Here is a 26,114-nt window from a genome sequence, read left to right as displayed (position 1 = left end):
TCAATTTCAAGTAGTTTTTATCTCATCTAGAATGCTAGTTTTAATTGTACATCTATGGATTCTTCCGAAGTGACCTTCAAAGACTTCTTAGTGTCGTTGTTGAGGTTCGATAATGAAATACCCAACAAACGTACCGATTCTTTCATTTTTTCTTGGAATAACAAATCTTTAACAGTCTCCATGATAAGGGATTGACTCGAAATATAAAGTGGAAGTGTTTTACTTCGTGTTTGTAATGTAAAATCACTGTACTTTATTTTTAAGGTGATCGTCTTTCCTGCCACCTTGCTTTTTTGCAATCGTCGCTCCACCTCTGCGGCGATCTCCTCCAAACGTTCCAGCATAAAAACTTCCGAAGCGATATTCTCATTAAAGGTACGTTCTGCAGCCAACGATTTTCGGGTGTGTTCGGGCTTTACCTTGCTTTTGTGAATGCCTCTCGACACATTGTAATAGTAATGACCGCTCTTCCCAAAATGTTCTTCCAAAAACTCAAGCGACTTTGCTTTTAGATCCTTACCTGTAAAGATACCCAAGCGGTACATCTTCTCTTTGGTTACTTTCCCCACACCGTAAAATTTTTTCACATCCAATTCTTCCAGGAAGGAAATGACCTCTTCCGGAGGGATCGTTTTTTGTCCGTTGGGTTTATTGATGTCACTCGCAACTTTAGCGATAAATTTATTGATCGATATTCCTGCCGATGCATTCAACCCGGTTTTTTCCTTGATCTTTGCCCTGATCTCCTGAGCAATGAGTGTTGCACTGGGATTGCCTTTTTTGTTTTCGGTTACATCGAGATAGGCTTCATCGAGCGATAACGGTTCTACCAGATCGGTATACTCAAAAAAGATCTTTCTAATGATCTTGGAGATCTCGTGGTAACGTTCAAAATTAGATCGTACAAAGATAAGCTCCGGACATAATTTTTGAGCCAGCACACTGCTCATTGCACTTCGAACACCATATTTTCGCGCTTCATAACTGGCAGCACTCACCACGCCGCGCTTCGAGCTGCCACCAACAGCAATTGGTTTTCCGCGCAGTTCGGGACGATCCAACTGCTCTACACTGGCGTAGAACGCATCCATATCTACATGAATGATTTTTCGAATGGGAAGCAACATCTCCATCCCATAAAATTATAATATCTTAGTGAGATACAATTCTCAAACGATTAGTTAATGTCAAAAACAGCCATACTCCTAGGCGCTACCGGATTAACGGGAGGTATTTTATTGGATTTTCTTCTAAAGGACAACACATTTCATCAAGTGAAGCTGTTTTCAAGAAGTCCCGTTGTACATAAGGATCCAAAAATTGAAGAACATCTTATCGATATGTTCAACCTAGAGGAACAAAGTGATAGCTTTACCGGCGATGTGGTTTTTTGTTGTATAGGCACCACTCAAGCCAATACACCCGATAAAGAAACCTACCGAAAGATTGACTATGGCATTCCTGTCACAGCGGCTACCCTTGCTAAACAGAACGGCATAGACATATTTGTAGTGATCTCTGCTATGGGCGCCGATGTAAAAAGCAGTATATTCTACAATAGAACAAAAGGAGAAATGGAACGGGATGTGCTTCAGCAGGGCATTCCAAACACATACATTTTACAGCCGTCGCTTATTGGCGGGGACCGTGATGAAAAACGTACGGGAGAACGAATGGCTCAATTTTTCATGGGGACGTTCGGTTTTTTAATTCCGAAGAAATACAAGATCATACAACCCGAAACTATCGCAAAGGCCATGCAACGACTATCCAAGACCGAAGCTGCCGAAACGCGTATCACTTCCGATAGGATCAAGGAAATTGCCAATGCTTGAGATCGAACGTAAATTTTTGGTTACTTCTGAAGCTTATAAAAAAGAAGCCTTTCGTAAAGAGCGAATAGTTCAAGGATTTTTGAACACACACCCGGATCGAACAGTTCGAGTGCGCATTAAAGGAACACATGCCTTTCTCACTGTGAAGGGGAGATCGAACGACGCCGGGACAATAAGATCTGAATGGGAAACACAGATCCCAATACCCGATGCTGAACAGCTGCTTACCTTGTGCGAGCCGTCAATTATTGAGAAGATCCGTTTTGAAGTGAAGATAGGACCTCATATCTTTGAAGTAGACGAATTCTTGGGAGCTAACGAAGGATTATCCATAGCCGAGATCGAGTTGACAACCGAAGACGAAACTTTTACAAGACCCGAATGGTTGGGGGTAGAAGTAACCGGTAAAACACAATATTACAATTCACAACTAAGTAGTAATCCGTTTAAATTCTGGAAAAAGTGAAACAATTCTTTATACTTATACTCTGCCCGCTGATGCTTTTATTTATAGCTTGTAGAACGACAAGTCTGGACGACGTCTCTGCCGCTAATACGGCAGCTAAGAACCAAAAGTCAATTGCTCAACTCAAAAAGGAATTAACGACCCAAGGATATGAGGTATTTGATTATGTAGATTCGAAAACAGGTGACACTACATTAATGCAGCAGTATTTTATCGCTTTCCTAAAACGCGGGCCCAACCGCTCACAGAACAAATCAGAAACCGACAGCCTGCAAACTTTACACCTAGCTCATTTGGGACGAATGTATCAAGAAGGGTATGCCGATATTTCCGGGCCTTTCGGGGATGATGGGGATGTACGTGGCATTACCATTTATAATGTTCCTACACTCAAGTTGGCCGATAGCCTTGCAAATATGGACCCAATGGTAAAAGCGGGGAGACTCGTCATTGAGGTACGTCCATGGTGGGCGGCCAAAGGATTTCCGCTACGTTAAAGCGGGGCACTATGAATTTCAATTTGTTGTCTAACGGCATTTCCATCTTGATCGGTCGCAGTGAGCAGATAGGTACCGGGCTTGGGAGCTACTGCCAATTCGTGGAAGGTCGTTGTGGCACCTATATAGACATTGTCAAGATACCAATAGACAACAGAATCGGGGATGCGATGTGCCAACTTAAAGATCACTTCGTTCACTTTTTCGTTAAATCCTTTGGGCAGTAGTACAGCTTCATTTTTCTTCGGAAAGATAAAATCCATAGTTCGTTCTCCTTCTTTGAGACAACCTTCAGCAAAAGATGGCAGTGGACGGTATTCGGGATGTAGCGGAGCGTAGTAGTATTCCATAAGCGGGGGCAGCACAAACCAGTTCTTCTGAACCATCTCTTCTAACGGATAACACGAGGTATTCACTTGTAGACTTTCAGAAGCATTTAAAAAAACCTGCTGATGGTATTGGCAGCTTTTAGTGCGCAGTCCCGCCTGTGGGATCCATTCTTTTTTCACCAAGTCACAATAAACCCCTGCCAAATGACCGCTTTTTTCACAAACCGAAACTTCTGTAAGCGCGTCGTATGGCATCCCAAAGTCAGAGGCGGGTGGAAGTACATTTAATACATCAAACAGAACCGGTGCCGCCGCTTGAATACCGGTGAGCCCGGGACGCCCTTCGCCGTCTGCATTCCCTACCCATATACCAATTGCGTAACGGGGTGTCACGCCAACGGCCCATGCATCTTTAAAACCAAAACTCGTTCCGGTCTTCCATGCGATAGGCTGCGAATTACTAAAGAAATTCCAATTGATCTCCCCTTCCGGGCGATTGACACCTTGAAGTGTTTTGAGGGTATGATAAATGGAGCCGGCGTCAAAAACAGGAGGATGAGCTTGCTTTTTTCCGAAGGAAACCACATCGCCTTTTATATAGATAGGTTGAGAGAATTCTCCTACTCTGTACTCACTGGAACTTTCGTTAAAATACGTAAGGGTCGAGGCCATTCCTGCATAGGCATTGGTGATCTCCCACAAAGAGCTTTCGGCTCCACCCAAGATAAGGGACAAGCCATAGAAATCGGTAGTACGATCGATACCGCTTAATTGAAAATCCTTGAGTTGTCTGTGGAAACGCTCCAACCCAAACTCGCGGAGCATCCTCACTGCCGGGACGTTTAAGGAACGCGATAAAGCTTCAGAGGCAGGAATGGCGCCGTGAAATTTCTTATCGAAATTCTCGGGACTATATCCATTGATCGTAGTGGGAATATCCACAACCAACGTATTTGGAAGCATTTCTCCGGCATCGAGCAAGGCAGCATACAGGAAGGGCTTTAATATACTTCCCGTGCTTCGATTTTTATTGATGATATCTACATAATTATCATGCTCCAACGAAGTGGGCGCGTTCCCTACGTAGGCCAACACCTCTTTTGTATTCACATCCAGAATAAGAATGGCGAGGTTGTGGATCTGATTTTGCGATAGTGTATAATGATGTTCTTGTGCAATGCGATTCACTTTGTGCTGAAGGGAATATAAAAGGGTGGTCGTAATGCGTTCTCCGGGATGCTCTTTCCGAAGACGTTCAGTAAAATGTGGTGCCACTTCCGGAAGAGGGTACGGTTTTCCTGGAAGGGATTCTTCCAAAGCTAACTCGTAGGTGGTTTTATCTATTACTTTTTTCTGAAATAATTTCAGCAATAAACGATTCCTTTTCTGCCGCAACAACGCTTCATTCTTTCCCGGGAAAATAAGCGATGGAGCATTAGGCAACACAGCTAAGGCCGAAGCTTGTCCCCAGCTTAACGAATGAGAAGGAATGCCAAAATAACGCCAAGAAGCGGTTTCCAATCCTACAACATTTCCGCCAAAGGGCGCATGTGAGGCATAGAGATTTAATATTTCGGACTTCGAAAATCCTGCCTCTAAACGAGTAGATTGGAAAATCTCGATGAACTTTTCGGTGTAACTTCTGTGCGAATTCTTACGAGAAAGTCTAATGACCTGCTGGGTGATCGTACTTCCTCCCCTGCGTTTGTGGGAGGTGATATTTTGCCAAAAAGCCTTCCCCATAGAAATAGGGTTGAAACCAGGATGCTGATAGAAGTACTCGTCTTCAAAGTGCAGTATGGCCTGCTCAAAACGGTAGGGAACGGAATCCATTTTTGGAAATCGCCACTGGCCATCCTCTGCGATCCTCGCTCCCAATAGGATACCCTCCCTACTTTCTAGCACCGTAGCGGTAGGATCCTGGAATAAAGGTTTTGGCAAACAAAAGAGCCACACTAAGAACAAACTAAGAAACAAAGCTATTTTGAGCTTGTGGTCTTTAAAGAAACTCTTCTTATGTGAGCGATCGCTTTTCACAATTCAACGTTTTATTGTGAGACCGTTACCCACATTCCCTTATTTCGCGCAAAATAGGTATTGTCGTACATGGCTTCCACCTGAGTGCCCGGCAAATAATAGGTGCCTAGATACGACGCATTTAATTTCACGGTAAAGGTTTTCGATTTCTTTGCGTCCAGATCAAAATAGAAATTCACGCGATCGTCCCTAATATCGATATAGCGGGCACTGCCTTGGGCACCACCTCCCAATTGGGTAAAACTGGTATTTACAACTTCCCAACCGCTGGGGAAAATCTTCGTGAGCGCTACATGGTGAATAGGGTCATTTGAGGTATTGGTAATAACTACTTGTGCCGTGATTTCAGTGCCTTGTCTTAGATTTGTGATGTCAAGGGGATTCCCTTCTCCGTCCAAATAACCGGATTGTATGCTCAAATTTCGTTTTTCGGCCAACTCTTCTCCAAGAGGTAATTTCCCTTTTTGAATAAGAGTTACGTAAACCACATTGTCTTTTTTGTTGGAGACTCTTACCGAATTGCTTCCCATAGTAATCCCCAGTGCTCGTTGAGCAACGGCTTTATCGGTTTTTATTGTAACCGAGGTTCCGTTTTGGGTGTACGTTAGCTCCAGAGCTTTTCCTCCGTTTTCTTGAACCATTTTCGCCATGGCCAACAATCCGTAGGCTGTCTCCTGAGTACTGTACCATTGCTGTGATGATAACGATTTGGCAAGTGATACTGCCAGATTACGTTGGGAAGGATCTTTTAAAAGAACCATGGTCTCCAACGCCATTGCTCTATTTCTAAATGGAGATCCAAACGTATAATAATCGTTGCGGCTGGGTTTAAAATCAATAGTTGCCGTCCCGGCGATCTCTTTCGCTGCCTGTGTTTTTCCGGCAAGGGCATACGCAGCTGCCAAACGCCACTTAGCATCATTACTCAAACGTTTTGACTCCCGTAATCGGTTCATGGCAGCGAGCTCGGGCTTACCGGCTAAGGCAAGGGTATAAAGTCGGTACGCCTGTGTCAAGCTCGAATTATAGTGCGTTTCGCTGTTGCGCCACTGTCTTGCTTCTTTTTGCTGAAAACGAAGCCAATTGCTCATGAAACTTATGGGCAATGCATAGCCTTTTTGCTTCGCTTCCAACATAAAATGACCTACGTAATTCGTGCTCCATGCATCACTTTCACGTTCTCCGGGCCAATAGCTCAGTCCGCCGCCGGTATTTTGATAGGTGCCTAATTTTCTAATTGCAGCCGCTACATTTTTTTGAATCTCCTGTTTTTTATCGAATGTAATATCAAACACATCATCGAGGAATAACTGCGGAAATGCAGCCGAAGTAGTTTGCTCGACACATCCATGAGGATACCTAATAAGGTATTCCATACGTTTTCCAAAATCCATGGGAGGGAGTGTGGAAAACTCCACTATCGCTTCGTTGCTCCCTGCCACTCCAAAGGTTTCGAACGCAATAGCTTTTGCTCCGTTTTCCGAAAGGGTATACGACACGGCTTTTTGAGAGACAGGATTGGGATTTTCAATATCTATCTCCACCTTATAACGTGCCGTCTCTCCATTGCCCGAAGCAATCACGTCAATGACCTGAACCGTATTGGTGGGAAGTACTTCAAATTCAAAAGCCACGATCTGTTCGCCCGGTTCATTGAAAGAAATACGTTGCTCTGTTCCGTTTATAGGTCGTAGCCCGTCTCCAACTTTCACCCGAACCGAAGCATTCTTAACTTTAGGCTCCATTGCAAAAACCGTTACCGGCAGGGTCACTTTTTCTCCCGGGGATAATTTACGCGGAAGGGAGGCAAGTACCATAAGTGGTTTCCGAACAGGCGTAGTGACATCGGTTTTTCCATAGGCACCGGTTTTGTTATTCCCCGCAATGATCATAGTACGTACAGAGCCTACATAATTGGGCATAGTAAGCTCATGTTTTGCCTTTTGGCCGGCCTTGAGCTCGAAAGGCCCCAAGTAGGTAACCACCGGCTTAAAGCGATCTGCCTTTCTGTTCTTGGCACCCGCCGCTGCATCACCGCCGCCAATGGCATATATAGAATTCACACTTCCTGAATAGGCTCCAATAACATAATCGTAGATATCAAATGTTTTTACCCCCAAGGCTTCTCTAGTATAAAAGGCGTCGTGAATCTTTGGTGTTTCGAAACGTGTGAGGTCTAAAAGTCCTTCATCGACCATGGCAAGGGTATAGATCATGGCCTTGTTTTCTTCTTCGGAAACAGTTACAGTAAACTTTTCTTCGGGCTTGAGAACCTTTGGGACGATCAGTTTTGGGTTTAGTAGTGTGGACGGGTCTTCAACTAACAATGGAATGACCCCGTACAGCCTTATAGGAAGATCATTTTTTGTCTGTTCGTGCGGCTGAAGCAACGATATATTCACATAGACGTTGGGAGCCATCTCCTTCGTGATCTCCACAGCCGCTTTGGTCTCCCCTTTTTTGGTTTTAATCCATTGTGTAGACAGGACCTCGGTGCCATTCTCTATGCTCAAGAGCGCACGTCCTTCACTTCCCGAGGGGAATGAAATAATAGCTTCATCGCCTACGGAATATTTTTCTTTATTCGCTGAGAAGACCAACATTTTGGCACTTTCGGCATCGCCCTCCATAGGGGCATTCCACCAATTCTTATAAAAATAAGCGATCCTTCCTGTGGCATGACCCGAAGCTTTATCGATCACACGAATAAGGTAACGACCGCCGCTATCTTCAGGAATATTGAGGGTAAATTTTCCTTTACTGTCGTTTCCGGTGGTTACGGTCATCGCTTTAACGGGGCGATGCACCGTAGCGTTTTCATATCGCGAAAGGTTACCGTCGCCACGGTTCCACCACCATCGCCATTCAATGCGAAATACTTTGACTTCAATCTCACGGCTTCCACCGGGATTCCCTTGTGCATCGACCGATACCAGATCGAACACAGTATTTGTGTCTGTATCATAAGAACCGTAGCGTTGTGCTACGGGAGAACGTAAACCTACAAAATGACTGTAAGGTGCAAGCTCCTTTGAGAACACATCGATTGAAAAATCACCCCCACCTTCAAAAATTTTTGTGAGAAAGGTGGCTTGCAGCATTCCGGGTGCCTTATTGCTTAGTTCAATACTTTTTGAAAAATCAATATTGCCTTCCGAAGAAAGTTTGGCATCTAACATAGAAATCTCTACCTCTTCAAATTCACGAACGGGGTCCTTAAAGGTGTAATTCTTAAATTTTTCAAAGGCTGTATTGGTACTGCGTAAGGTGGCAGTCATTTCGACCTTCAGATTTCGTGCCGGTGCCCCATGCAGCCATGACCCTTGGACCTTACCAGTAATGGGTTTGCCGGCATCCAAAATGGTATCGTCAAAATCTAGTTTGATCTTAAGCCTATTGGGTTTAATGGTAGCTACTTTTAATGTTTTATTAAATGTAGCACCTCCAACGGTAATGAGTGCATTCCAGTTTCCCGAAGGCGCAGCAGCTTCGGTCTTGATAGGGAAATAATAGAACCCGTTCACAGAATTAGCAGCAATATCGCGATGAACCAATTTTCCGCGGGCATCCGTAACTTCCAAGGTAACAGGATGTTCTTTAGGTAACGGATTATCTTCATCGTTAAGAACAAAAGTTAAATGGATACTGTCGCCGGGACGATAGACGCCTCTTTCGGTATAGATAAAACCTTTTAGCCCTCGTTGCAATTGCTGACCAGAGACATCGAAATTGCTTAAAGATAGCGCATTGCCATCTTCCAATTTCGCATAGGCGTAATGATCTCCTTTTTGGGCCACCGCAAAAGCAATTGTCTTGTCACTGTCGTAAAGCGTAAGGCCGTCATTGTCGGTGGTAACAGTTTCTACTAATTGTTGCTGAAAATTGTACAATTTTATTTTTACACCACTTTCGGGTGCTGTGCTAAGTATATTATTGGTCGCAAATTGATAAGACCGATTGTTTCCTTTCTTAACGATAAGCCCAAGGTCGCTCCCTAAAATATTGGCGCTCACAATGCGTTCTTCATTATAATAGGCGGCATGGCAGGGATTGTCCCGTTCCTGCCAATTGTAGGTGTAATTTCTCCAACGATAGATTTCGTTGTCCCAATAACGCTCCTCGCGTTCGTCCTCGTCACCCGTGAATGTTTCTGCATACTCTTCTTCGTAGTAGTAATCTTCCTCTCCTTCGTTTAAAGTAACTTCACCCTCCACACAATCGTATAAACTATATTCTTTTGTAAAACTGAATTCCACTCGGTACAACGCGCCAGGGTCTGCAGCAAAGAAATCAGATAGATTAATAGCATATGCCTTCCACAGACCGTTAGCGCCAATGCTGTTCTCCTGAAGGTTGATGGTCTTCTTAGCAACTTTTCTTCCCACACGACGGATGTCGTAATAGTTTGGATTATTGAGGTCTGAGCCCTGCAGGAACTGAAGCATATTGTTTTCAAAAATCTTCACAACCCTTACATCCACAGCCATTAGGTTTACAGCTTCAAAATATATAGGAGTGGCGGCAGCATTTGGTAAGATACTTCCGCTGGACAGCAGTCGCACTGCGGGTTTCAGCTGTTCGAACGAAATTAATTCAGAAAAATCTTTCTTTAGTGAAAATCCTTCGGAATTTTTTATGCCGCTAAATACCGTGGCCCGTACCTCGCCGGTCAACCTGTTGGGAGGATAGATGTGTAATACATTGCCGTCTACCTCAAAACGGAGTTCGTTGGCGTTCTCAATGGTGACCAATCCTGAAAAATCCTGATTGGCCTTTAACGGATCCGAAAAATTGATCGACAGCGAAGCCTGGGGAGCCACCGTACTCTTTACATCCACCACTTTAAAGTTGTTTTGACCCGGAATGGGGAAAGTGGTGCTCCCCTTCGTATCATTCTCAACGGGGTCGCCATCCCATGTAATCTTAATATTGGTATCCTCCATGCTTCGTTGAATGCTGTCTATGGTGAAGTTGAAGAATTTTGCATGTCCGGTGTCGTTTCCCCATTTGAAGGCAAGCTTTTTCTTCCCTTGTCTTGCCTGTATCAATTGATGGGCTTTTTCTGAAGAAATCAGGTCGGACACTTCCAGTGTACCTTCCAAATACTGCCATTCTTTGCTATACGATTGAAGTCCTAAAACATCGATCTTAAAATTGGGCGTAATGGTCTTAAAGCTGAAGGTGTACTCTCGAAACGCTTTCTCGACATCCTCATAGAGCTTGTGAAGTTTTACTGTAACCGTATATTCGGTATCGGGTTGGAGAAATTCTGAAGGTTGAAAAATAAGGGTTCTGTCCTTCTCTATGGTAAGGACTCCTTTGGTCTTTGGAGTGATCTTTAGATAGTCTGAAGGAATCTCCTGTGTGAGCTCATATTGCTGAAGCGGTTGCGACAGTTCTATACGTATGGGCGTAGTGATGGATTGAATTCCGTAGGTATTATATGCAATATAGTCCCTAAACTTAAAGAGATTATCGGTTTCTGAAGATTCATTTTTATCGCCGCAAGAAAAAATCAAGAGAAGGGCGAGTACAGAGAAAAGACGACGCAAAGCATTCATACACGATGGTTTAAAAGGTACTTAAAGTTACAAAAAGGGATGTTTAATTGCGATCCAAGAAGTTGATTTCTCAGATTCTTAAAACAGACCGAAAGGCAAGATGCTTCGGCTCGTTACAATAAAACAGTTTAGGGAGGTGGTGTTTTCTTCAACGTAACGAGCGCAGCTCTTCGTATACAATGTGACCAAATTTAGGAAGAGTTTAACAGCCGGTCTTTACCCATTCATGTTTTCTTCACGATGGAATTCGTATTCCCGCTCTACTTTGCAAATGCGTACGGTATACGATTGATACCAAGTTGACCTTCCGAGGTGTTGAGCTTTTAAATGTTCCAAATGCGACTTCCAGTGTAGAATGGCGTTGAGGTCTTCCCAATAGCTAATGGTAATCCCAATCCCATCGCGTGCATGATCCATGCCCAAATAACCGGGCTGTTTCGCAGCCAGTGCTTCCATGGTTTCCGCCATTTCTGCATATCCGGTAAGATCGCTGGTTTGAGTATTGGTGAAAATAACCGCGTAATAAGGAGGCTTCATCTACTCGTTCTTATAGATGCCTATACTAAGTTCACCTGTTGCATTCATATGAGCACGGTACATTCCGGCAGTATTAAACTCCATGGCTACATTTCCGTTTTTATCGATGGAAATAATTCCGCCGTCCCCTCCAAGCGCAGGTACCTTTTTTTGAATGACCTCTTCGGCGGCTTGTTGAAGAGACCATCCTTTATATTCCATCAAAGCAGAGATATCGTGTGCTACCATCGCACGAATGAAATATTCGCCCCAACCGGTAGATGAAACAGCACAAGTGGCATTATTTGCGTAAGTGCCAGCACCAATGATAGGCGCATCCCCTATACGGTTCCAGCGTTTGTTAGTCATTCCCCCGGTAGAAGTACCGGCGGCTAAGTTGCCCTTCTTGTCCAAAGCGACACAACCCACGGTTCCAAATTTTGAATCTTTACTAAAGGGATCTGCAAAGGCCGTCTTTCCATCGTGGTCCAACTCGGTTTTCTCTTTTTCCTTAATGCGTTGCAGAGATTGGTAGCGGTTCTCCGTATAAAAGTAAGCAGGGTCTACAAGCTCGAAACCACGTTCTTGTGCGAACATTTCTGCGCCTTTTCCACTTAGCATTACATGTGGAGAATCGTTCATGACCGCCAATGCCAGATCAATGGGATTCTTTATTCGTGTTACTCCGGCAACCGCACCGGCATTGAGGGTCGCGCCGTCCATGACGGAAGCATCCAGCTCGTTGGCTCCTTCATGAGTAAATACCGCTCCTTTCCCTGCATTAAAAAGAGGCGAATCTTCCATAACATTAATCGTCTTTGTCACGGCCTCCATGGCGGTACCTCCTTGCTTCAAGATTTCATGTCCAACCCGAATCGCCTCTTCCAGTTTTATTTTATAAGCTCTTTCCAAAGAATCGCTCATATTTTCCTTTAAAATGGTGCCGGCACCGCCATGAATGACGATACCGAAATTTTCGGCAGGGGTTTTGGCAACTTCTTCATTTTTACTGTCAATTTCTGAATCTTTCACTTCGCTTTTGCAACTGAAAAGCGTTAAAATACTGATGAGAAGTGTTAAAGTTTTGAGATTCTTCATATTATGGATTTAGAGACCTAAGATAACGTAAATTCCTTTGTTTTCCGCAGCTGAAAGGATGAATTGTTGTAGGAATTTTTAAAATTTAACTGTAAAAAATCGATTAACGACACAATAAATTCGATTAAATGCATTTTATGTAAGAAAATTTTCTATATTTGGATCAGCATCATGCCCCAAATTTGATGCCCCCCGTATTATGAACCTACTTAAAACCGGCCTTTTGGCTATGGCATTTATATGCCTTGTTACCTCTTGTCAGAAAGATGAGGGCGTTGCTCCCGAAGAGATCAACTATTCTATCGATCTTAACCTCGCTCAGGAAACAGACTGGGTCATGGCAGAAGAGATCTTAGATCTTATTAACGCACACCGAAGATCAATTGGTCTTTCAGATATAAAGAAAGACCAGCAATACGCTTCGGCTTATGCTGTGGATCATACCCAATACATGATCGACATCGAGCAAATCAATCACGATAATTTTGGTATTCGTTCTCAAGCTTTGAAGCAAAGGGGAGCCCAAGTAGTAGGGGAGAATGTCGCTTATGGATATGAAACAGCTGCCAGTGTAGTAAGCGCTTGGCTCAACAGTGAAAGCCACCGTACTATTATAGAAGGAAATTATACACATTCAGGTTTTGGCGTCATGCAATCAGATAAAGGGCGCTATTACTTCACACAACTTTTCTATAGAAAGTAAAAGAAATCTTTTCTTTTTCTTTTAAACCATTTGCCGTATTTTTATGCAACTCATAAACATACGGCTATGGCTATTAAAGGACCTTTCAATTTAAATGCTTGGGTAGAAGAAAACCGAGACCTGCTCAAACCACCTGTTGGCAATAAAAATCTCTACAAAGATGCAGGTGACTATATTGTAATGGTCGTGGCCGGTCCCAACGCACGCAAGGATTATCATTACAACGAAACAGAAGAACTTTTCTATCAGCTGGAAGGTGAGATAGAAGTGCATGTGCAAGATGAAGGGAATAAACGCACCATGAAGCTTGGCCCCGGGGATATGTATCTTCATCCGGCAAAAGTGCCGCATTCTCCGGTTCGAAAAGCGAATTCCATTGGCTTGGTAGTCGAGGTAAAACGCGCAGGAACTGATGCAAAGGACGGACTGCTTTGGTTTTGCGATAACTGCAATAACAAGCTATACGAAGTGTACTTCCCTTTGGATGATATTGAGAAGGACTTCCTAAAACACTTCAAGAAATTCTACGGCAGTAAAGAACTTCGTACCTGCAATAATTGCGGCGAAGTGATGGAGGCAGACCCTCGCTTCACTCAAGACACCTAAACCGTTTAAAGACCTTCGGTTTCATTTTACAATCTACTGCATATTGTGTACCTTCGCAGCTCACAAATTAGCGAATAAAAAACATACAATTTATGTCAACTGTAGCAACCTCTTTCGGGATTGAAGAAGCCCTGGAACAATTAGGAATTAAAGAAGTAAATAAAGGGACCTCCACCGGGAACGATTGGTTTTCCAGCGGAGAAGAAATCGCTTCATACTCTCCGGTAGATGGAAATTTAATAGGAAAGGTCACCACCACATCAAAAGAAGATTACGAAAAGGTAATGCAAGCGGCGACTTCGGCTTTTAAAACGTGGCGCGTTATGCCTGCGCCTCAACGAGGTGAGGTCGTACGACAGTTTGGAGAAGAGCTAAGAAGACTTAAAGAACCTCTTGGTAAATTAGTTTCCTATGAAATGGGAAAGAGCTATCAAGAAGGTCTCGGAGAAGTACAGGAGATGATCGATATCTGTGATTTTGCAGTGGGTCTCTCTCGTCAATTGCACGGATTAACGATGCATTCGGAACGTCCCGGGCACCGTATGTACGAACAGTATCATCCGTTAGGCGTTGTAGGGATTATTTCTGCGTTCAATTTTCCGGTAGCGGTATGGGCTTGGAACACGGCTCTGGCATGGATCTGCGGAGATGTTTGTGTTTGGAAACCTTCTGAAAAGGCACCGTTATGCGGTGTTGCTTGTCAGAAGATCGCTGCAAGTGTTTTTAAAAGGAACAACCTGCCGGAAGGTATTTCCTGCTTGATCAATGGTGACTATCGCGTTGGAGAATTTATGACCACCGATAAAAGAATTCCGCTTATTTCTGCCACAGGTTCCACCCGAATGGGAAAAATAGTAGGAAGAACGGTTGGAGAGCGTTTGGGGAAATCCTTATTGGAACTAGGAGGGAATAATGCTATCATCGTGACCCCGGATGCCGATATCAAGATGACGGTCATTGGAGCTGTCTTTGGTGCAGTAGGAACTGCAGGTCAGCGATGTACTTCTACCCGTCGCTTGATCATACACGAAAGCATCTACGATAAAGTGAAGGATGCCCTTGTTGCAGCCTATGGACAATTGCGAATAGGGAATCCGCTGGATGAGAACAACCACGTTGGGCCGTTAATTGATACCGATGCGGTGAAGATGTATCAAAAAGCATTGGAAAGCGTAGTAGAAGAAGGTGGAAAGATAATTGTAGAAGGTGGCGTGCTTCAGGGGGAAGGCTACGAAAGCGGTTGTTACGTAAAGCCTGCGATCGCAGAAGCAAAGAACAGTTACAGTATTGTACAGCATGAAACATTTGCTCCTGTCTTGTATTTACTGAAATACAGCGGCGATGTCGAGAATGCTCTTGAAATACAAAACGGGGTAAATCAAGGATTGTCCTCTGCCATCATGACCAACAATTTGAGAGAAGCTGAGCGCTTCCTTTCGCATGCGGGGAGTGATTGTGGAATCGCCAATGTGAACATCGGAACTTCTGGTGCCGAGATTGGAGGAGCCTTTGGAGGAGAGAAGGAGACCGGTGGGGGTCGCGAAAGCGGAAGTGATGCTTGGAAGATCTATATGAGACGTCAAACGAATACTATTAACTACACAACAGAATTGCCCTTGGCGCAGGGAATCAAATTCGATCTTTAATAAGAGCCATGGTTAAGTACAAAAAGGCCGCTTTTAAAAGAGCGGTTTTTTTTATACGTTTTTTTCTGAATAAGCGTTCTATATTGAAAAATATGAAACGGTCATACTTCATACTATTGCTCTGCACATTGATGGCGTGCTCAAAAAGCACTACCGACGATGCTATTACATGTACCGAGGAGTTCGTATACGGTTTAAATGTCACCGTACGGGATGCAAATACCGATGTGCTTCTTACCAATGACGAGGTTACGGTACTAGCTCAAGACAATGATTATAGTGAAATGTTGGCGTTCAGTTCAGTAGTTTTCTTAGGAGCGGGCGAACGTCCCGGCACCTACATACTAACCGTGGCAGGGGCTAATTATGAAACGTTGGTAAGTGATCCAATTACCATTGTCCTTACCGAGGACGAATGCCATGTGATACCTCAAGCCATTGAAGTACGCGTTCAGCCCAATTAATTTCTTCCTTTTTCTTCTGGATACAGCGTCCAAACCGGATCGCTTTGCCATACTTCTTTTGTGTTGACATCCATCACCGATAACGGCCCTTTAAATGCGGCACCGGTATCCACGTTCCATACATTGGCAAAATTTAAAGGTTCCATGGACCCTAAGCGTGTCGTCGGTGTGTGTCCTATGTAAATTTCGGAGAATAATTGAAGCCGTTTTGGGTAACGATCAGAGGTCGTGTTAATGTTGGGATTCATTGAAACAACCATTTCCCAGAGCGTTCGATCCCAATACACCGTATTTGGATAATATTCATGTTCCGGACCGTGAAGGTTCGTAAACCCGGCATGCAGGAAAAGTCTATTCTTTGAATCCACATAATAGTTCCTTAAGTTTTCAAGGAAGGCGATATGTTGTGCAATTTCTGCTTCGGAAAGATTTGCGTAACTTTTTTTACTAGATTCCCCTCCGTGTAGCAACCACGTTGGATTGTTGTCATCGTGCTTCAGAAAATTATAAAGCAATTCATCGTGATTCCCGCGAATAAAAAGGCAGGTATACTTTTTAGCAAGATCGATCAAGTACGAAACTGTTTCCGAAGACTCACTCCAACCATCTACATAATCGCCTACGAAAACTAGCTCATCTTCCGAAGTGAGCTTAACTCGCCTAAGGACCTGTTCCAAAGCACGAAATCCGCCGTGTATGTCGCCAACCACTAATGTTCTCATTATTGTAAAAATAATACAATGACCACTAGAATAACAAGAATGGCAAGCACAAAGAAGAATATTTTCCAGAAGGAATAAGGTCGTTGACCGGATAGGATTCCTGATTGGCCGTTTACAAAGAAATTATAGCGTTTTCCATTGTAACGGTAGGCGCTAATATACACAGGCAGCAGAATGTGCTTAAAGGTTTCTTCGCTCAAAGTTACGTGCATGGAGGATACCGTTTGCGTATCACCACCAATATCACGTCTCACCCACTTGTCTGCAATCTTATTGGCTTCCTTATTCGATTCTAAATGACCGTCTAATAGGGGTACCGTATATTTTTCGGTCACAAAACCGGACAAATAACTGCTGTCAAAAGGTTGTAATTTTGTAAGGTCCCAGCGGGCGACCTTGGCAGGGATCACGCCATCACGTTGTTTTGATGCTTTGATGAGCGTATCATCCACAAAGCCATTCACACTCCCCGAAACCGGTGTCCATCGGGTTCGCCGTTCTTGTCGCATACGTGTAACCGATTTACCATTGACGGTGGTGGTATACGGGACACTTACATAATAATAGTCTCCCCGTTGGCCGGTATAGGTGGCGTGTAACTGCGCATCGAAGGTCCAATAAGGCGCGTACAAGCCTTTGGTGTTTTGAGGGTCTATAGCCGCTTTTTTTAAATTGTTGGGAGCAAACCACAAGCCATCTACCCACTTTTTAAAAATCTGGTGCGCTTTGTTTTGATTGATCTGAAAAGGTAGAACCGCGCCGGGCAAAATCCAGTCTTCCGAATACATATCTTCAACGATCAAGGGCATGCTGCAATAGACGCAATGGAGCGATTTGTAGTTTTCTTCTACATGCTGGTTGGCCCCGCAATTCTTGCAATGGAGCATGGTAATGCGCTCTGTATGTGAGGCTGCCCCCAATTGATCCAAGTATGGTTTGAGTTCTAACTCTTCAAAACCACTTTCAGCAGGTAGGATCTCTTGTATATGACCACAATATTCACATTTTAATTCGGTGGTGCCGGGGGCATACACCAATTCTGCTCCACAATTGATGCAGGATTTCTTAAGTTCCGATTTTTGTAAAGGAGTGTCTTGCATTTGCTTTTCAAACAATGCCTTCGCAACCTAAGGCTGCGAGAACAAAGATGATCATTATTGTCCCGGAAGTGGCGGCGGGGTATTTCCTCCTAAGAAGGCTTTTAATTCTTCTATTTCATTTAATGCAGCCCAGTTTTGCATGCCTTGTTTCCAAACAAGGGTATCCTTATTGACGGTTCGATTGGCGAACAATGTTTTGAGTTGTTCAAAACTTACCGGGCCTGCCTGTTGACCATTATGAGCATAAAAATATTGTACGGCGGCCGGCATCGGTGGCGGCATAGCGCCCCCTTGTTGCATGGGGGCTTGTTGCTGTCCGCCCATTTGCGGGTTCATCATGCCTCCCATTTGCTGTGCAAGAACGAAGCCCATGCCCATTCCCATTCCTGCTCCGGCGGTTCCACCTTCATTACTGGCAGCAGCTTCGATTGCTTTAGCCGTTTTAAATTTGGTCAATTTATCAAGATCCAGTTTGTCAATACGGCTGTATTCAAAGATCTCTTTTTTGAGATCTTCGGGCATGGAGACATTCTCGATGTAGAATTTTTCTAAAGAAATCCCTACACTCATAAACTCCGGTTGCATCACTTCCTTACATGTTTCGGACAGTTCTGTTGTATTTGCCGCATACAGCTCAATGGGCAGATTGGCCTGACCCACTGTGTCGGTAAAACGAGTCGCGATCAAACTTTTTAAATGTTCATTGATCTCAAAATTGGTGAAGTTATTGTCGGTACCCACAATATCCACAATAAATTTACCGGCATCATCGATACGGAAAGCATAGGTTCCAAACGCACGGATCTCCACCAGTCCGAAGCGTTCGTCTTGAAGTGTGATAGGGTTCTTAGTACCCCATTTCTCGTCGGTGAAAAGGTGAGTATTCACAAAATAGACTTCTGCCTTGAACGGGCTGTCAAAACCGTATTTCCAGCCTTTAAGGGTGGTAAGGATAGGGAGGTTTTGCGTATTCAATGTGTAGGTGCCGGGTTTAAAAACATCGGCAAGTTGCCCTTCGTTCACAAATACGGCGGTTTGTCCCTCGCGTACTATAAGCTTGGCGTTGTTCTTTATTTCGTTCTGGTAGCGTTCAAACCGATGGCAAATGGTGTCATCGCTATAATCCAGCCACTCGATGATATCAATGAATTCGTGACTTAGTTTTTCTTTGATCTTGTCAAAAATGCCCATGAGAGTGTCGCTTTTAAAGTTGGTGATTAAAGATAGGAAATTTCAATACAACAAAAGTTAACTGTACTTTACCTTCCGAAGGATTCGAACTGTTTCCTTAAACGATTGGTATACATTTCCTTTAATTTGTTTCAAATAATCTTTGGCTTCGTATAATTTTTCTTTTGCTTCTGAAAAATCGTTGAGATAACAAATGAGATAAGTGGCCGGAAGATTCTGTAGATCTTTTTCTTCGGAAGGGGATAAAGGTACCTTTTTCTGAAGCTTCCGAAGCAAGGCATTATTCGCATTATAGATATGAAACAAGGTCTTTTTGTTAAATCGAGGAGGTTCAAAAATGAGCTTGGAATCGATTTGGTGAGAGCCGTTTTCCTTAAACGTTATGGTCACTTCCTCCAAAGGATAGTATTTAAACTGATTGTTCAAACCTAAGTGAACATACTCTGTAATTTTGAACTCACTTTCGGAATAGGCGATACTCACTTCATCCAACGCTGAATAGAACAGCCGAACTTGCTCGTTGATAAGTTCAATGTCTACTCTCGAATAGTAGGTATTTTCTTTTACTTGTTTGGTATATCCTGCCCAACACACCACAAAGAGCTCTTTAAATACTTTGTAATGCGACTCCAAGTCGGCATGCCGATGGTTAATGAAATCTATTACCCCATCCAGTGTAAGTTGGATGTTGTTTTGTGCATTGGTCTCGATGGATGCGACAATCTCCGAATTCACGTCTTCGATCACGATGTCAAAATTTTTGGGCATCGAGATACTACCATCACGTAAAAAAATAGATCCGCCCCAATACTTCCAAATATTCTTGCGAAGTGAAGTAATTTTCCCATTGGGGCGTATCGTGACCAATCCAACCACTTTGCCATCCGGGAGATGTGGGAACGCAACATTTTCGTAGACAATTAGAGGAGCATGCGTTAGGTATGCATTTACCAAATTTTGGATCTTACTGTCATCAAAAAAATCCACCCCACGTATCTCGTTCGTCTCGTCCTCCACCCCGATTACGATGTATGAATTATTCTTGGGGTTGCTGTTGCTCAATGCACAAATGTGTTTTAAGAATTTCGCTTTTCCTTCTTTGCTTCCCAGATCAATGCTACGCTTCTTGTCATAAAAACTGCTCTCATCGTTGTGAGCAAGTAAATTTTTAATCAAGAGGCGCTTGTTGATCATTTGGAGTTCGATTTGTGATAACGGGAGCTATGATTCAATCTTCACCTTTTATTAACGATCGTACTGCTTGCTTGGTCTAAACACATTACAGTAAGGTCTGCAATGTTAACGTGAGGAGGGCGGGTGACGGCAAACCAGATTACCTCTGCAATGTCTTTGGCTTGTAAAGGTGTAAATCCTTTGTACACGTTTTCAGCACGGGACGTATCTCCTTTAAACCGTACTTCGCTGAATTCGGTTGCAACCAAACCCGGATTGACAACTCCTACCTTTATTCCTGTGCCATTAAGGTCCAGCCGCATCCCTTGATTGATAGCATCCACGGCATGTTTACTTGCACAATACACATTTCCTTTGGGATACACCTCCTTCCCGGCCGTTGATCCAATATTTATAATGTGTCCTTGCTTGCGTTCCAACATCTTTGGAAGTACCGCCTTGCTTACATATAACAACCCTTTTACATTGATATCCAACATAGCATCCCAATCGGAAGTCGAACCCTCTTGAATTGGATCCAAACCATGTGCATTTCCTGCATTATTAATAAGAATATCTATTTCTGAAAAAGCATCGGGAAGCGATCCTAAAAGGTCGAAGACCGTCTTTTTGTCCCGTACATCAAAGGACAGGGTATGGATCTGTGTATACTCATTCAACTCGGCGGCGATCTTCTGCAAACGTTCTTGGCGTCGGCCACAAAGAATAAGCTTAATGTTGTGTTGAGCGAAAAGCTGAGCGGTCGCAAGACCAATTCCGGAAGTGGCTCCCGTGATAAGTGCTGTTCTCTGTTGCATGTTCAATTTTTCCCTAAATGTAAAGGTTCTTTAACATTTTATAAAGTTAATTGACAGTTAAATGCGTAGTTAATCATTGTTAACTATCATTCTATAAAGACAGACTGTGATTAATTTTATAATAGTGTTGTCATTAAAACAATTTTTAAAATGATTCGACACCATTTAGAACCTAAAAAATAAGCCATGAAATTTATATTCAATTTAATAGCACTCACATTTATTGTTGTTGCAGTAAATGTATTCGATTTTGCAAAAAGTGAATTTTCTTCAGAAGAAGAAATTAAAAAGGAGCGGGATATCATAAATGAAGCAGACGCTCCTACAGACGGCGCCATCTTGGGAAGTATTATTGCACCTAACGCTCAGGTGGTTATAAAGGGTTCTAACGGAGAAGAGAAAATTATTGGAATGGCCGATTCCAACGGGGAATTCTTTATTAACGGATTTGACGCGGGTATCTACGATATCATAATAAAAGCCCTCTCAAAAGACGATGTAAAGACCTATACCTTTGAAGATGTTGAAATTCGTACGGGAGAAGTTACAGCGCTCGGCACCGTAACCCTAGAATAATAACAGAAACCTAATAAGGAGAAGGGGAAATAAGATATTTCCCCTTTTTTTATTTTAACCAATTATTAACAGGATTTTTCTAGAGAAATCTCCAATTTGCGTGGTTGTTAGAAACCAGATATATACCGATAGATTTTTGAGTATGGAACAAACAAATACTGCCATGGATATTGGCGCGTTGAATGAAAAGATTGAGAAAGAAAGTGCTTTTGTCGATATCCTGTCCTTAGAGATCAACAAAGTTATTATAGGTCAAAAACACATGGTGGAGCGTTTGCTCATTGGCTTATTGGGCCAAGGTCATATCTTGTTGGAAGGAGTACCCGGTTTGGCAAAAACACTGGCTATTAACACCTTGTCCAAAGCTGTCCACGGAACCTTCAGTAGAATTCAATTCACTCCCGATCTTCTTCCTGCCGATGTGGTTGGAACCTTGATCTACAATATGAAGCTTAACGACTTCAGTATAAAAAAGGGGCCCATTTTTGCCAATTTTGTACTTGCCGATGAGATCAACCGAGCTCCGGCCAAAGTGCAATCGGCTTTATTGGAAGCCATGCAAGAAAAACAGGTGACCATAGGCGAGACCACTTTCACATTAGACCGTCCATTTTTGGTCATGGCGACGCAAAACCCCATTGAGCAGGAAGGAACCTATCCCTTACCCGAAGCACAAGTAGACAGATTCATGTTGAAAACGGTCATAAAATACCCTCAAATTGGTGAGGAACAACGTATCATTCGACAAAACCTGCAAGAGGGATACGAAACTATTAACCCGGTGGTAACGCTCGACCAGATTAAAAGAGCTCAAGCGGCCGTTCGTGAGGTATATATGGATGAAAAGATTGAAAAATATATCTTGGATATCATCTTTGCTACCCGAACTCCGGAGCAATATCGTTTGTCCGATCTAAAACCGCTCATCAGTTTTGGCGCTTCACCTCGGGGTAGTATTAATTTGGCCATGGCTGCCAAATGTTATGCGTTTATCAAGAGACGAGGATATGTCATCCCGGAAGATGTTCGTGCCGTTGTGCACGATGTATTGCGTCACCGTATAGGAATTACCTATGAGGCAGAAGCAGAGAATATCACTTCGGAAGATATTATCAATAAGATCGTTAACGAGATCGAAGTACCCTAACAGGTTTTAGCATCGAACTTCCGCAGGCAGTTTTACCAATTGCTATTCTGTGATGGATCATAGCACTACCAATCAGCAGCTCCAACCGCTTACGAAAGAAAATGGATACGAAAGAACTTCTTAAGAAAGTACGAAAGATCGAGATCAAAACGCGTCGCCTAAGCGATCACGTTTTTGGTGGCGAGTATCACAGTACCTTTAAAGGGCGCGGGATGACCTTTAGTGAAGTGCGGCAGTACCAATTTGGAGATGATGTGCGTAACATCGACTGGAATGTAACGGCGCGTTACAACGAACCCTTTGTAAAAGTGTTTGAAGAGGAGCGTGAACTCACCATGATGCTATTGGCAGATATAAGCGGTTCTGAATTCTTCGGAACGGACACTCAGTTTAAGAATGAGATCGTTACCGAAATCGCTGCTACGCTTGCTTTTTCGGCCATGCAGAACAATGACAAGATAGGACTTATTCTGTTTTCAGATACTATAGAGTTATTCATCCCTCCCAAAAAGGGAAAATCGCATGTACTGCGCATTATCAGGGAACTATTGGAGTACAAACCTCAAAGCAAAAAAACCGACCTCGCTCAAGCACTTAAATACCTAACCAATGTGATGAAAAAAAAGGCCATTGTTTTTGTCCTCTCAGACTTCATTACAGACGATTACAAGGACACCTTAAAAATTGTTGCAGGCAAACACGATGTTACGGGAATACGTATCTACGATAAACATGAGGAGTCCATCCCTAATTTAGGAATGGTAAATATGCGAGACGAAGAGACCGGAGAATATCTTATGGTGAATACGGCTTCTAAAGCCGTTCGAAACTCGTATTACGCTTTTTACAGGGATCGGGTCGCCTATTTCGAAGATGCCTTTCTGAAAAGCGGCGCAGGTGCTTTGAGTTGTAGGGTAGATGAAAGTTATGTAAAGAAATTATTAGGCTATTTTAAGCGACGTTAAATGAGAAGAAGCGTGTTTCATATAAAGCATACATTACTCCAAAGCATTTTTTGGCTACTCTTATGTTCCCTTTTATGGATCCCGGCACAACATGCTTCAGCTCAAGTTCGATCTTCTATAGACAGCACCGCTATTAAAATAGGAGAAGAGATCCAGTACACTATAGAAGTGGTCACAGATACAACCGATCTGGTCGTATTTCCCGAAGGACAAACCTTCCTTCCCTTGGAGGTGATCGAATCGTACAAGATCGACACCACTTATGAACAGGCAAAATACAGACTCATCAAAAAGTACGGACTCACTCAGTTCGATTCGGGGTCGTATACCATACCCCCTCAGCGAGTGGTCATCAATGAGCAGATAGCAGCAACCGATTCACTTCGGGTTGAGGTGCGCGATGTGGCCGTTGATACTACCTTGCAAAAGATGTTTGACATCAAACCGGCCATGGACGTAGCAGATCCGCCGTACGATTTCCTGAAAATGTTGTATTGGCTCCTTCCATTATTACTGCTATTAGCCGTTTTGGGTTATGTGTTATTCCGAAGAAAACAAAAAAGGGAAGCCGAAGAGAAGCAACTTCCTCCGTACGAAGAGGCTATTGTAGCTTTAAAAGCATTGGACCATTCAGACCTGCTGAAACAAAACAGATCTAAGGAATACTATTCCCAACTTACCGAGATCGTTAAACGGTATCTCGACAGGGAAGTGGACGATGCGGCCCTTGAAAGCACAAGTGACGAATTAATTGCGCGACTTCAGCTACACAAGGACGCAGGACATTTTGATTTCGACACCGAAACTATCCAACATCTGGACGATGTATTAAAACGCGCCGATCTTGTAAAGTTTGCGAAGATGCAGCAAGCCACCGAACAAGCGGAGACCGACAGGAAGACGATAGAATCCATCATTACCGAGACCCATGAGGTGATCCCCGAACCTTCTGAAGAAGAACTACTGCGCAATGAAGCCTATGCAGAGGCCGCTCGAAAAGCAGCGAGATCCAGAAAGAGAAAGCGACTCATTGGAATTGTTATCATGGTTGCTTTAGTTACCATAACGGTCAATGGAGTTACCCAAGGATGGGGAACTATGTGGGAAAACCTGTTTGGTTCCGAGATGAGCGAACTCGCAAACGGTCGTTGGATAAAAAGTGAATATGGTAATCCGACGGTGATCATAGAAACCCCGGATGTGCTCATTAGAAAGGAAATTCCCATCCCGGAGGAAGTAAAAGAAGTGGTACTTTCTTCTCAGTATTTTGAGTTTGGTTCTAAAGACACGTTCTACGTGTCGGTTAACACAAACACCTATAACTCAAAGATGATGCAGGATGAGGATATGGACCTGGATGTAGCCTTAGAAGGCGGCTTAAAAGGAATTGAAGCCTTAGGTGGGATCAACATTGTCACTAAGACTGAAGAATTCTCTACAGATAAGGGTATCTCGGGTCTCAAAGCGTATGGAGAATTTGAGTTGTCCGACAATAAGAATAAGAAAATAGAATATGAGATGCTCTTGTTCAAACAGAACAATGGCCTGCAGATCATTACAATCATTTATGAGAAAGACCTTACCTATGCGGAGGAGATGAAAGAACGCATTATACGATCGGTAGAACTAGAAATATTGGAGGGAGCGTCATGATGGGAAGTAATTTTGAGTTTGTAAATCCGCAGTTCTTTTGGCTTTTATTACTACTGCCTTTATTGACAGGATGGTACCTGTGGAAACGGAGACAGCAAAATGCAGCCTTGCATATTTCAAGTATTAAAGGATTCAAAACAAAGAAGAATTGGTTTGCAAGACTACGACCGCTGCTTTTTATTCTTAGGATGATCGCACTGGCTGCTATCATTGTTGCTATGGCCCGCCCGAGAACGGTTGACGAATCTACCCGAATTAAGACCACCAAGGGGATTGACATTGTCATAGCGATCGATGTTTCAGCAAGTATGTTGGCAAGGGATCTGCGTCCCAATCGGTTGGAAGCGTTGAAAACAGTAGCAGCTCGATTTATCAATGACCGTCCTAATGATCGTATAGGTTTGGTGGAGTATGCGGGTGAAAGCTTTACAAAAACTCCGTTAACCAGTGACAAGAGTATTGTTCTTTCGTCTTTAGGCAGCATAAAGTACAATACCATAATAGAAGGCGGTACGGCTATTGGAATGGGACTGGGAACCGCGGTGAACCGCTTAAAGGACAGCCGCGCGAAAAGTAAGGTCATTATTTTACTTACCGATGGCGTGAACAACAGCGGTGTGATCGACCCTAAGATCGCTAGCGAGTTGGCTGTTGAATTTGGCATTAAGGTGTATACCATTGGATTGGGAACCAACGGGATGGCTCAGTCACCTATAGGGATTCGACCGGATGGGAGCTTCCAGTACGGGAGTGTACAGGTGGAGATCGATGAAGAACTTTTAAAGGAGATAGCAGCAACTACGGGAGGGCAGTATTTTAGAGCAACAAGCACATCCAAACTGGAAGAGATCTATGAAGAGATCAATAAATTAGAAAAGACCGATATTGAAGAATTTAAGTACCGCAATTACGACGAAAAATTTAGACCCTTGGCCCTCTTAGCCTTTGGACTGCTGTTTTTTGAGCAGTTATTGCGTTACACCCTATTCCGAAGTTTTATTTAAATGAAAA

The 26,114-nt window shown here is 43.4% G+C and carries 22 protein-coding genes; 12 read left to right on the top strand and 10 right to left on the bottom strand.

Annotation, left to right across the window (positions count from 1 at the left end; all coding sequences use genetic code 11):
* Positions 1 to 26 precede the first annotated feature (26 nt).
* On the bottom strand, positions 27 to 1,133 hold the full coding sequence (gene dinB / locus AACZ11_RS05785) for a DNA polymerase IV (protein ID WP_290628833.1): 1,107 nt from the start codon (positions 1,131 to 1,133) through the stop codon (positions 27 to 29).
* Between the two features lie 51 nt (positions 1,134 to 1,184).
* Between dinB and AACZ11_RS05780 the strand changes: the two genes are divergently transcribed.
* The 3 genes from AACZ11_RS05780 to AACZ11_RS05770 are packed head-to-tail and all read left to right on the top strand — an operon-like array spanning position 1,185 to position 2,798.
* Positions 1,185 to 1,835, top strand: coding sequence for an NAD(P)H-binding protein (locus AACZ11_RS05780; RefSeq protein WP_290628834.1), 651 nt, complete (start codon positions 1,185 to 1,187; stop codon positions 1,833 to 1,835).
* Positions 1,828 to 2,301, top strand: a complete 474-nt coding sequence (locus tag AACZ11_RS05775) for a CYTH domain-containing protein (protein WP_290628835.1) — start codon at positions 1,828 to 1,830, stop codon at positions 2,299 to 2,301. The genes AACZ11_RS05780 and AACZ11_RS05775 overlap by 8 nt, the downstream gene beginning before the upstream one ends.
* A 32-nt stretch (positions 2,302 to 2,333) precedes the next feature.
* Positions 2,334 to 2,798 carry a hypothetical protein gene (locus AACZ11_RS05770; RefSeq protein ID WP_290628836.1) on the top strand — a complete coding sequence of 155 codons (465 nt, stop codon included), beginning with the start codon at positions 2,334 to 2,336 and terminating at the stop codon, positions 2,796 to 2,798.
* Here the strand turns inward: AACZ11_RS05770 and pbpC are convergent.
* The 4 genes from pbpC to AACZ11_RS05750 all read right to left on the bottom strand — a co-directional run bounded on the left by pbpC (position 2,795) and on the right by AACZ11_RS05750 (position 12,339).
* Complete coding sequence (gene pbpC / locus AACZ11_RS05765) at positions 2,795 to 5,164, bottom strand: penicillin-binding protein 1C (protein WP_290628837.1); 2,370 nt, start codon at positions 5,162 to 5,164, stop codon at positions 2,795 to 2,797. The genes AACZ11_RS05770 and pbpC overlap by 4 nt on opposite strands.
* Before the next feature lie 11 nt (positions 5,165 to 5,175).
* Positions 5,176 to 10,725 carry an MG2 domain-containing protein gene (locus tag AACZ11_RS05760; RefSeq protein ID WP_290628838.1) on the bottom strand — a complete coding sequence of 1,850 codons (5,550 nt, stop codon included), beginning with the start codon at positions 10,723 to 10,725 and terminating at the stop codon, positions 5,176 to 5,178.
* Between the two features lie 216 nt (positions 10,726 to 10,941).
* Complete coding sequence (locus AACZ11_RS05755; protein WP_290628839.1) at positions 10,942 to 11,262, bottom strand: antibiotic biosynthesis monooxygenase; 321 nt, start codon at positions 11,260 to 11,262, stop codon at positions 10,942 to 10,944.
* On the bottom strand, positions 11,263 to 12,339 hold the full coding sequence (locus AACZ11_RS05750) for an isoaspartyl peptidase/L-asparaginase (RefSeq protein ID WP_290628840.1): 1,077 nt from the start codon (positions 12,337 to 12,339) through the stop codon (positions 11,263 to 11,265).
* 199 nt (positions 12,340 to 12,538) lie between these two features.
* Here AACZ11_RS05750 and AACZ11_RS05745 point away from each other — a divergent pair, with 199 nt between their 5' ends.
* The 4 genes from AACZ11_RS05745 to AACZ11_RS05730 all read left to right on the top strand — a co-directional run bounded on the left by AACZ11_RS05745 (position 12,539) and on the right by AACZ11_RS05730 (position 15,758).
* Positions 12,539 to 13,042 (top strand): CAP domain-containing protein, encoded by a 504-nt coding sequence (locus tag AACZ11_RS05745; RefSeq protein ID WP_290628841.1) that lies wholly within the window; start codon positions 12,539 to 12,541, stop codon positions 13,040 to 13,042.
* Positions 13,043 to 13,108: 66 nt separating this feature from the next.
* The gene (locus tag AACZ11_RS05740; protein WP_290628842.1) at positions 13,109 to 13,648 is read left to right on the top strand and encodes a 3-hydroxyanthranilate 3,4-dioxygenase; all 540 of its coding nucleotides are present in this window, start codon (positions 13,109 to 13,111) and stop codon (positions 13,646 to 13,648) included.
* A 92-nt stretch (positions 13,649 to 13,740) separates the two neighbouring features.
* Positions 13,741 to 15,294, top strand: coding sequence for an aldehyde dehydrogenase family protein (locus tag AACZ11_RS05735; protein WP_290628843.1), 1,554 nt, complete (start codon positions 13,741 to 13,743; stop codon positions 15,292 to 15,294).
* A 92-nt stretch (positions 15,295 to 15,386) separates the two neighbouring features.
* Entirely contained in the window at positions 15,387 to 15,758 is a 372-nt protein-coding gene (locus tag AACZ11_RS05730) for a hypothetical protein (RefSeq protein WP_290628844.1), read from the top strand.
* Here AACZ11_RS05730 and AACZ11_RS05725 read toward each other — a convergent pair.
* From AACZ11_RS05725 to AACZ11_RS05705, 5 genes are read right to left on the bottom strand one after another with little or no spacing between them, the layout of a single operon-like run.
* Positions 15,755 to 16,480, bottom strand: coding sequence for a metallophosphoesterase family protein (locus AACZ11_RS05725; protein ID WP_290628845.1), 726 nt, complete (start codon positions 16,478 to 16,480; stop codon positions 15,755 to 15,757). The two genes, AACZ11_RS05730 and AACZ11_RS05725, sit on opposite strands and share 4 nt — an antisense overlap.
* On the bottom strand, positions 16,480 to 17,580 hold the full coding sequence (locus AACZ11_RS05720; protein WP_290628846.1) for a DNA helicase PriA: 1,101 nt from the start codon (positions 17,578 to 17,580) through the stop codon (positions 16,480 to 16,482). Before AACZ11_RS05720 ends, AACZ11_RS05725 begins: the two co-directional genes overlap by 1 nt.
* A 54-nt stretch (positions 17,581 to 17,634) precedes the next feature.
* A complete protein-coding gene (locus tag AACZ11_RS05715) occupies positions 17,635 to 18,771 on the bottom strand; it encodes an SPFH domain-containing protein (RefSeq protein WP_290628847.1) in 1,137 nt (378 codons plus the stop codon).
* Between the two features lie 57 nt (positions 18,772 to 18,828).
* Entirely contained in the window at positions 18,829 to 19,965 is a 1,137-nt protein-coding gene (locus AACZ11_RS05710) for an ATP-binding protein (RefSeq protein WP_290628848.1), read from the bottom strand.
* A gap of 41 nt (positions 19,966 to 20,006) precedes the next feature.
* A complete protein-coding gene (locus tag AACZ11_RS05705) occupies positions 20,007 to 20,762 on the bottom strand; it encodes an SDR family NAD(P)-dependent oxidoreductase (protein ID WP_290628849.1) in 756 nt (251 codons plus the stop codon).
* 186 nt (positions 20,763 to 20,948) lie between these two features.
* Between AACZ11_RS05705 and AACZ11_RS05700 the strand changes: the two genes are divergently transcribed.
* From AACZ11_RS05700 to AACZ11_RS05680, 5 genes are all read left to right on the top strand, one after another.
* Positions 20,949 to 21,338, top strand: coding sequence for a carboxypeptidase-like regulatory domain-containing protein (locus tag AACZ11_RS05700; RefSeq protein ID WP_290628850.1), 390 nt, complete (start codon positions 20,949 to 20,951; stop codon positions 21,336 to 21,338).
* A 142-nt stretch (positions 21,339 to 21,480) separates the two neighbouring features.
* Complete coding sequence (locus tag AACZ11_RS05695) at positions 21,481 to 22,485, top strand: MoxR family ATPase (RefSeq protein ID WP_290628851.1); 1,005 nt, start codon at positions 21,481 to 21,483, stop codon at positions 22,483 to 22,485.
* Between the two features lie 101 nt (positions 22,486 to 22,586).
* Positions 22,587 to 23,450, top strand: a complete 864-nt coding sequence (locus AACZ11_RS05690) for a DUF58 domain-containing protein (RefSeq protein WP_290628852.1) — start codon at positions 22,587 to 22,589, stop codon at positions 23,448 to 23,450.
* Positions 23,451 to 25,103, top strand: coding sequence for a BatD family protein (locus tag AACZ11_RS05685; protein ID WP_290628853.1), 1,653 nt, complete (start codon positions 23,451 to 23,453; stop codon positions 25,101 to 25,103).
* A complete protein-coding gene (locus tag AACZ11_RS05680; protein WP_290628997.1) occupies positions 25,103 to 26,107 on the top strand; it encodes a VWA domain-containing protein in 1,005 nt (334 codons plus the stop codon). The genes AACZ11_RS05685 and AACZ11_RS05680 overlap by 1 nt, the downstream gene beginning before the upstream one ends.
* The last annotated feature ends 7 nt before the right edge of the window (positions 26,108 to 26,114 follow it).

The sequence above is a fragment of the uncultured Altibacter sp. genome (assembly GCF_963972995.1).
Classification (GTDB): Bacteria; Bacteroidota; Bacteroidia; order Flavobacteriales; family Flavobacteriaceae; genus Altibacter.
Note: the sequence above shows the minus strand (reverse complement) of the source record. Positions and strands in the feature narration are given on the sequence as shown.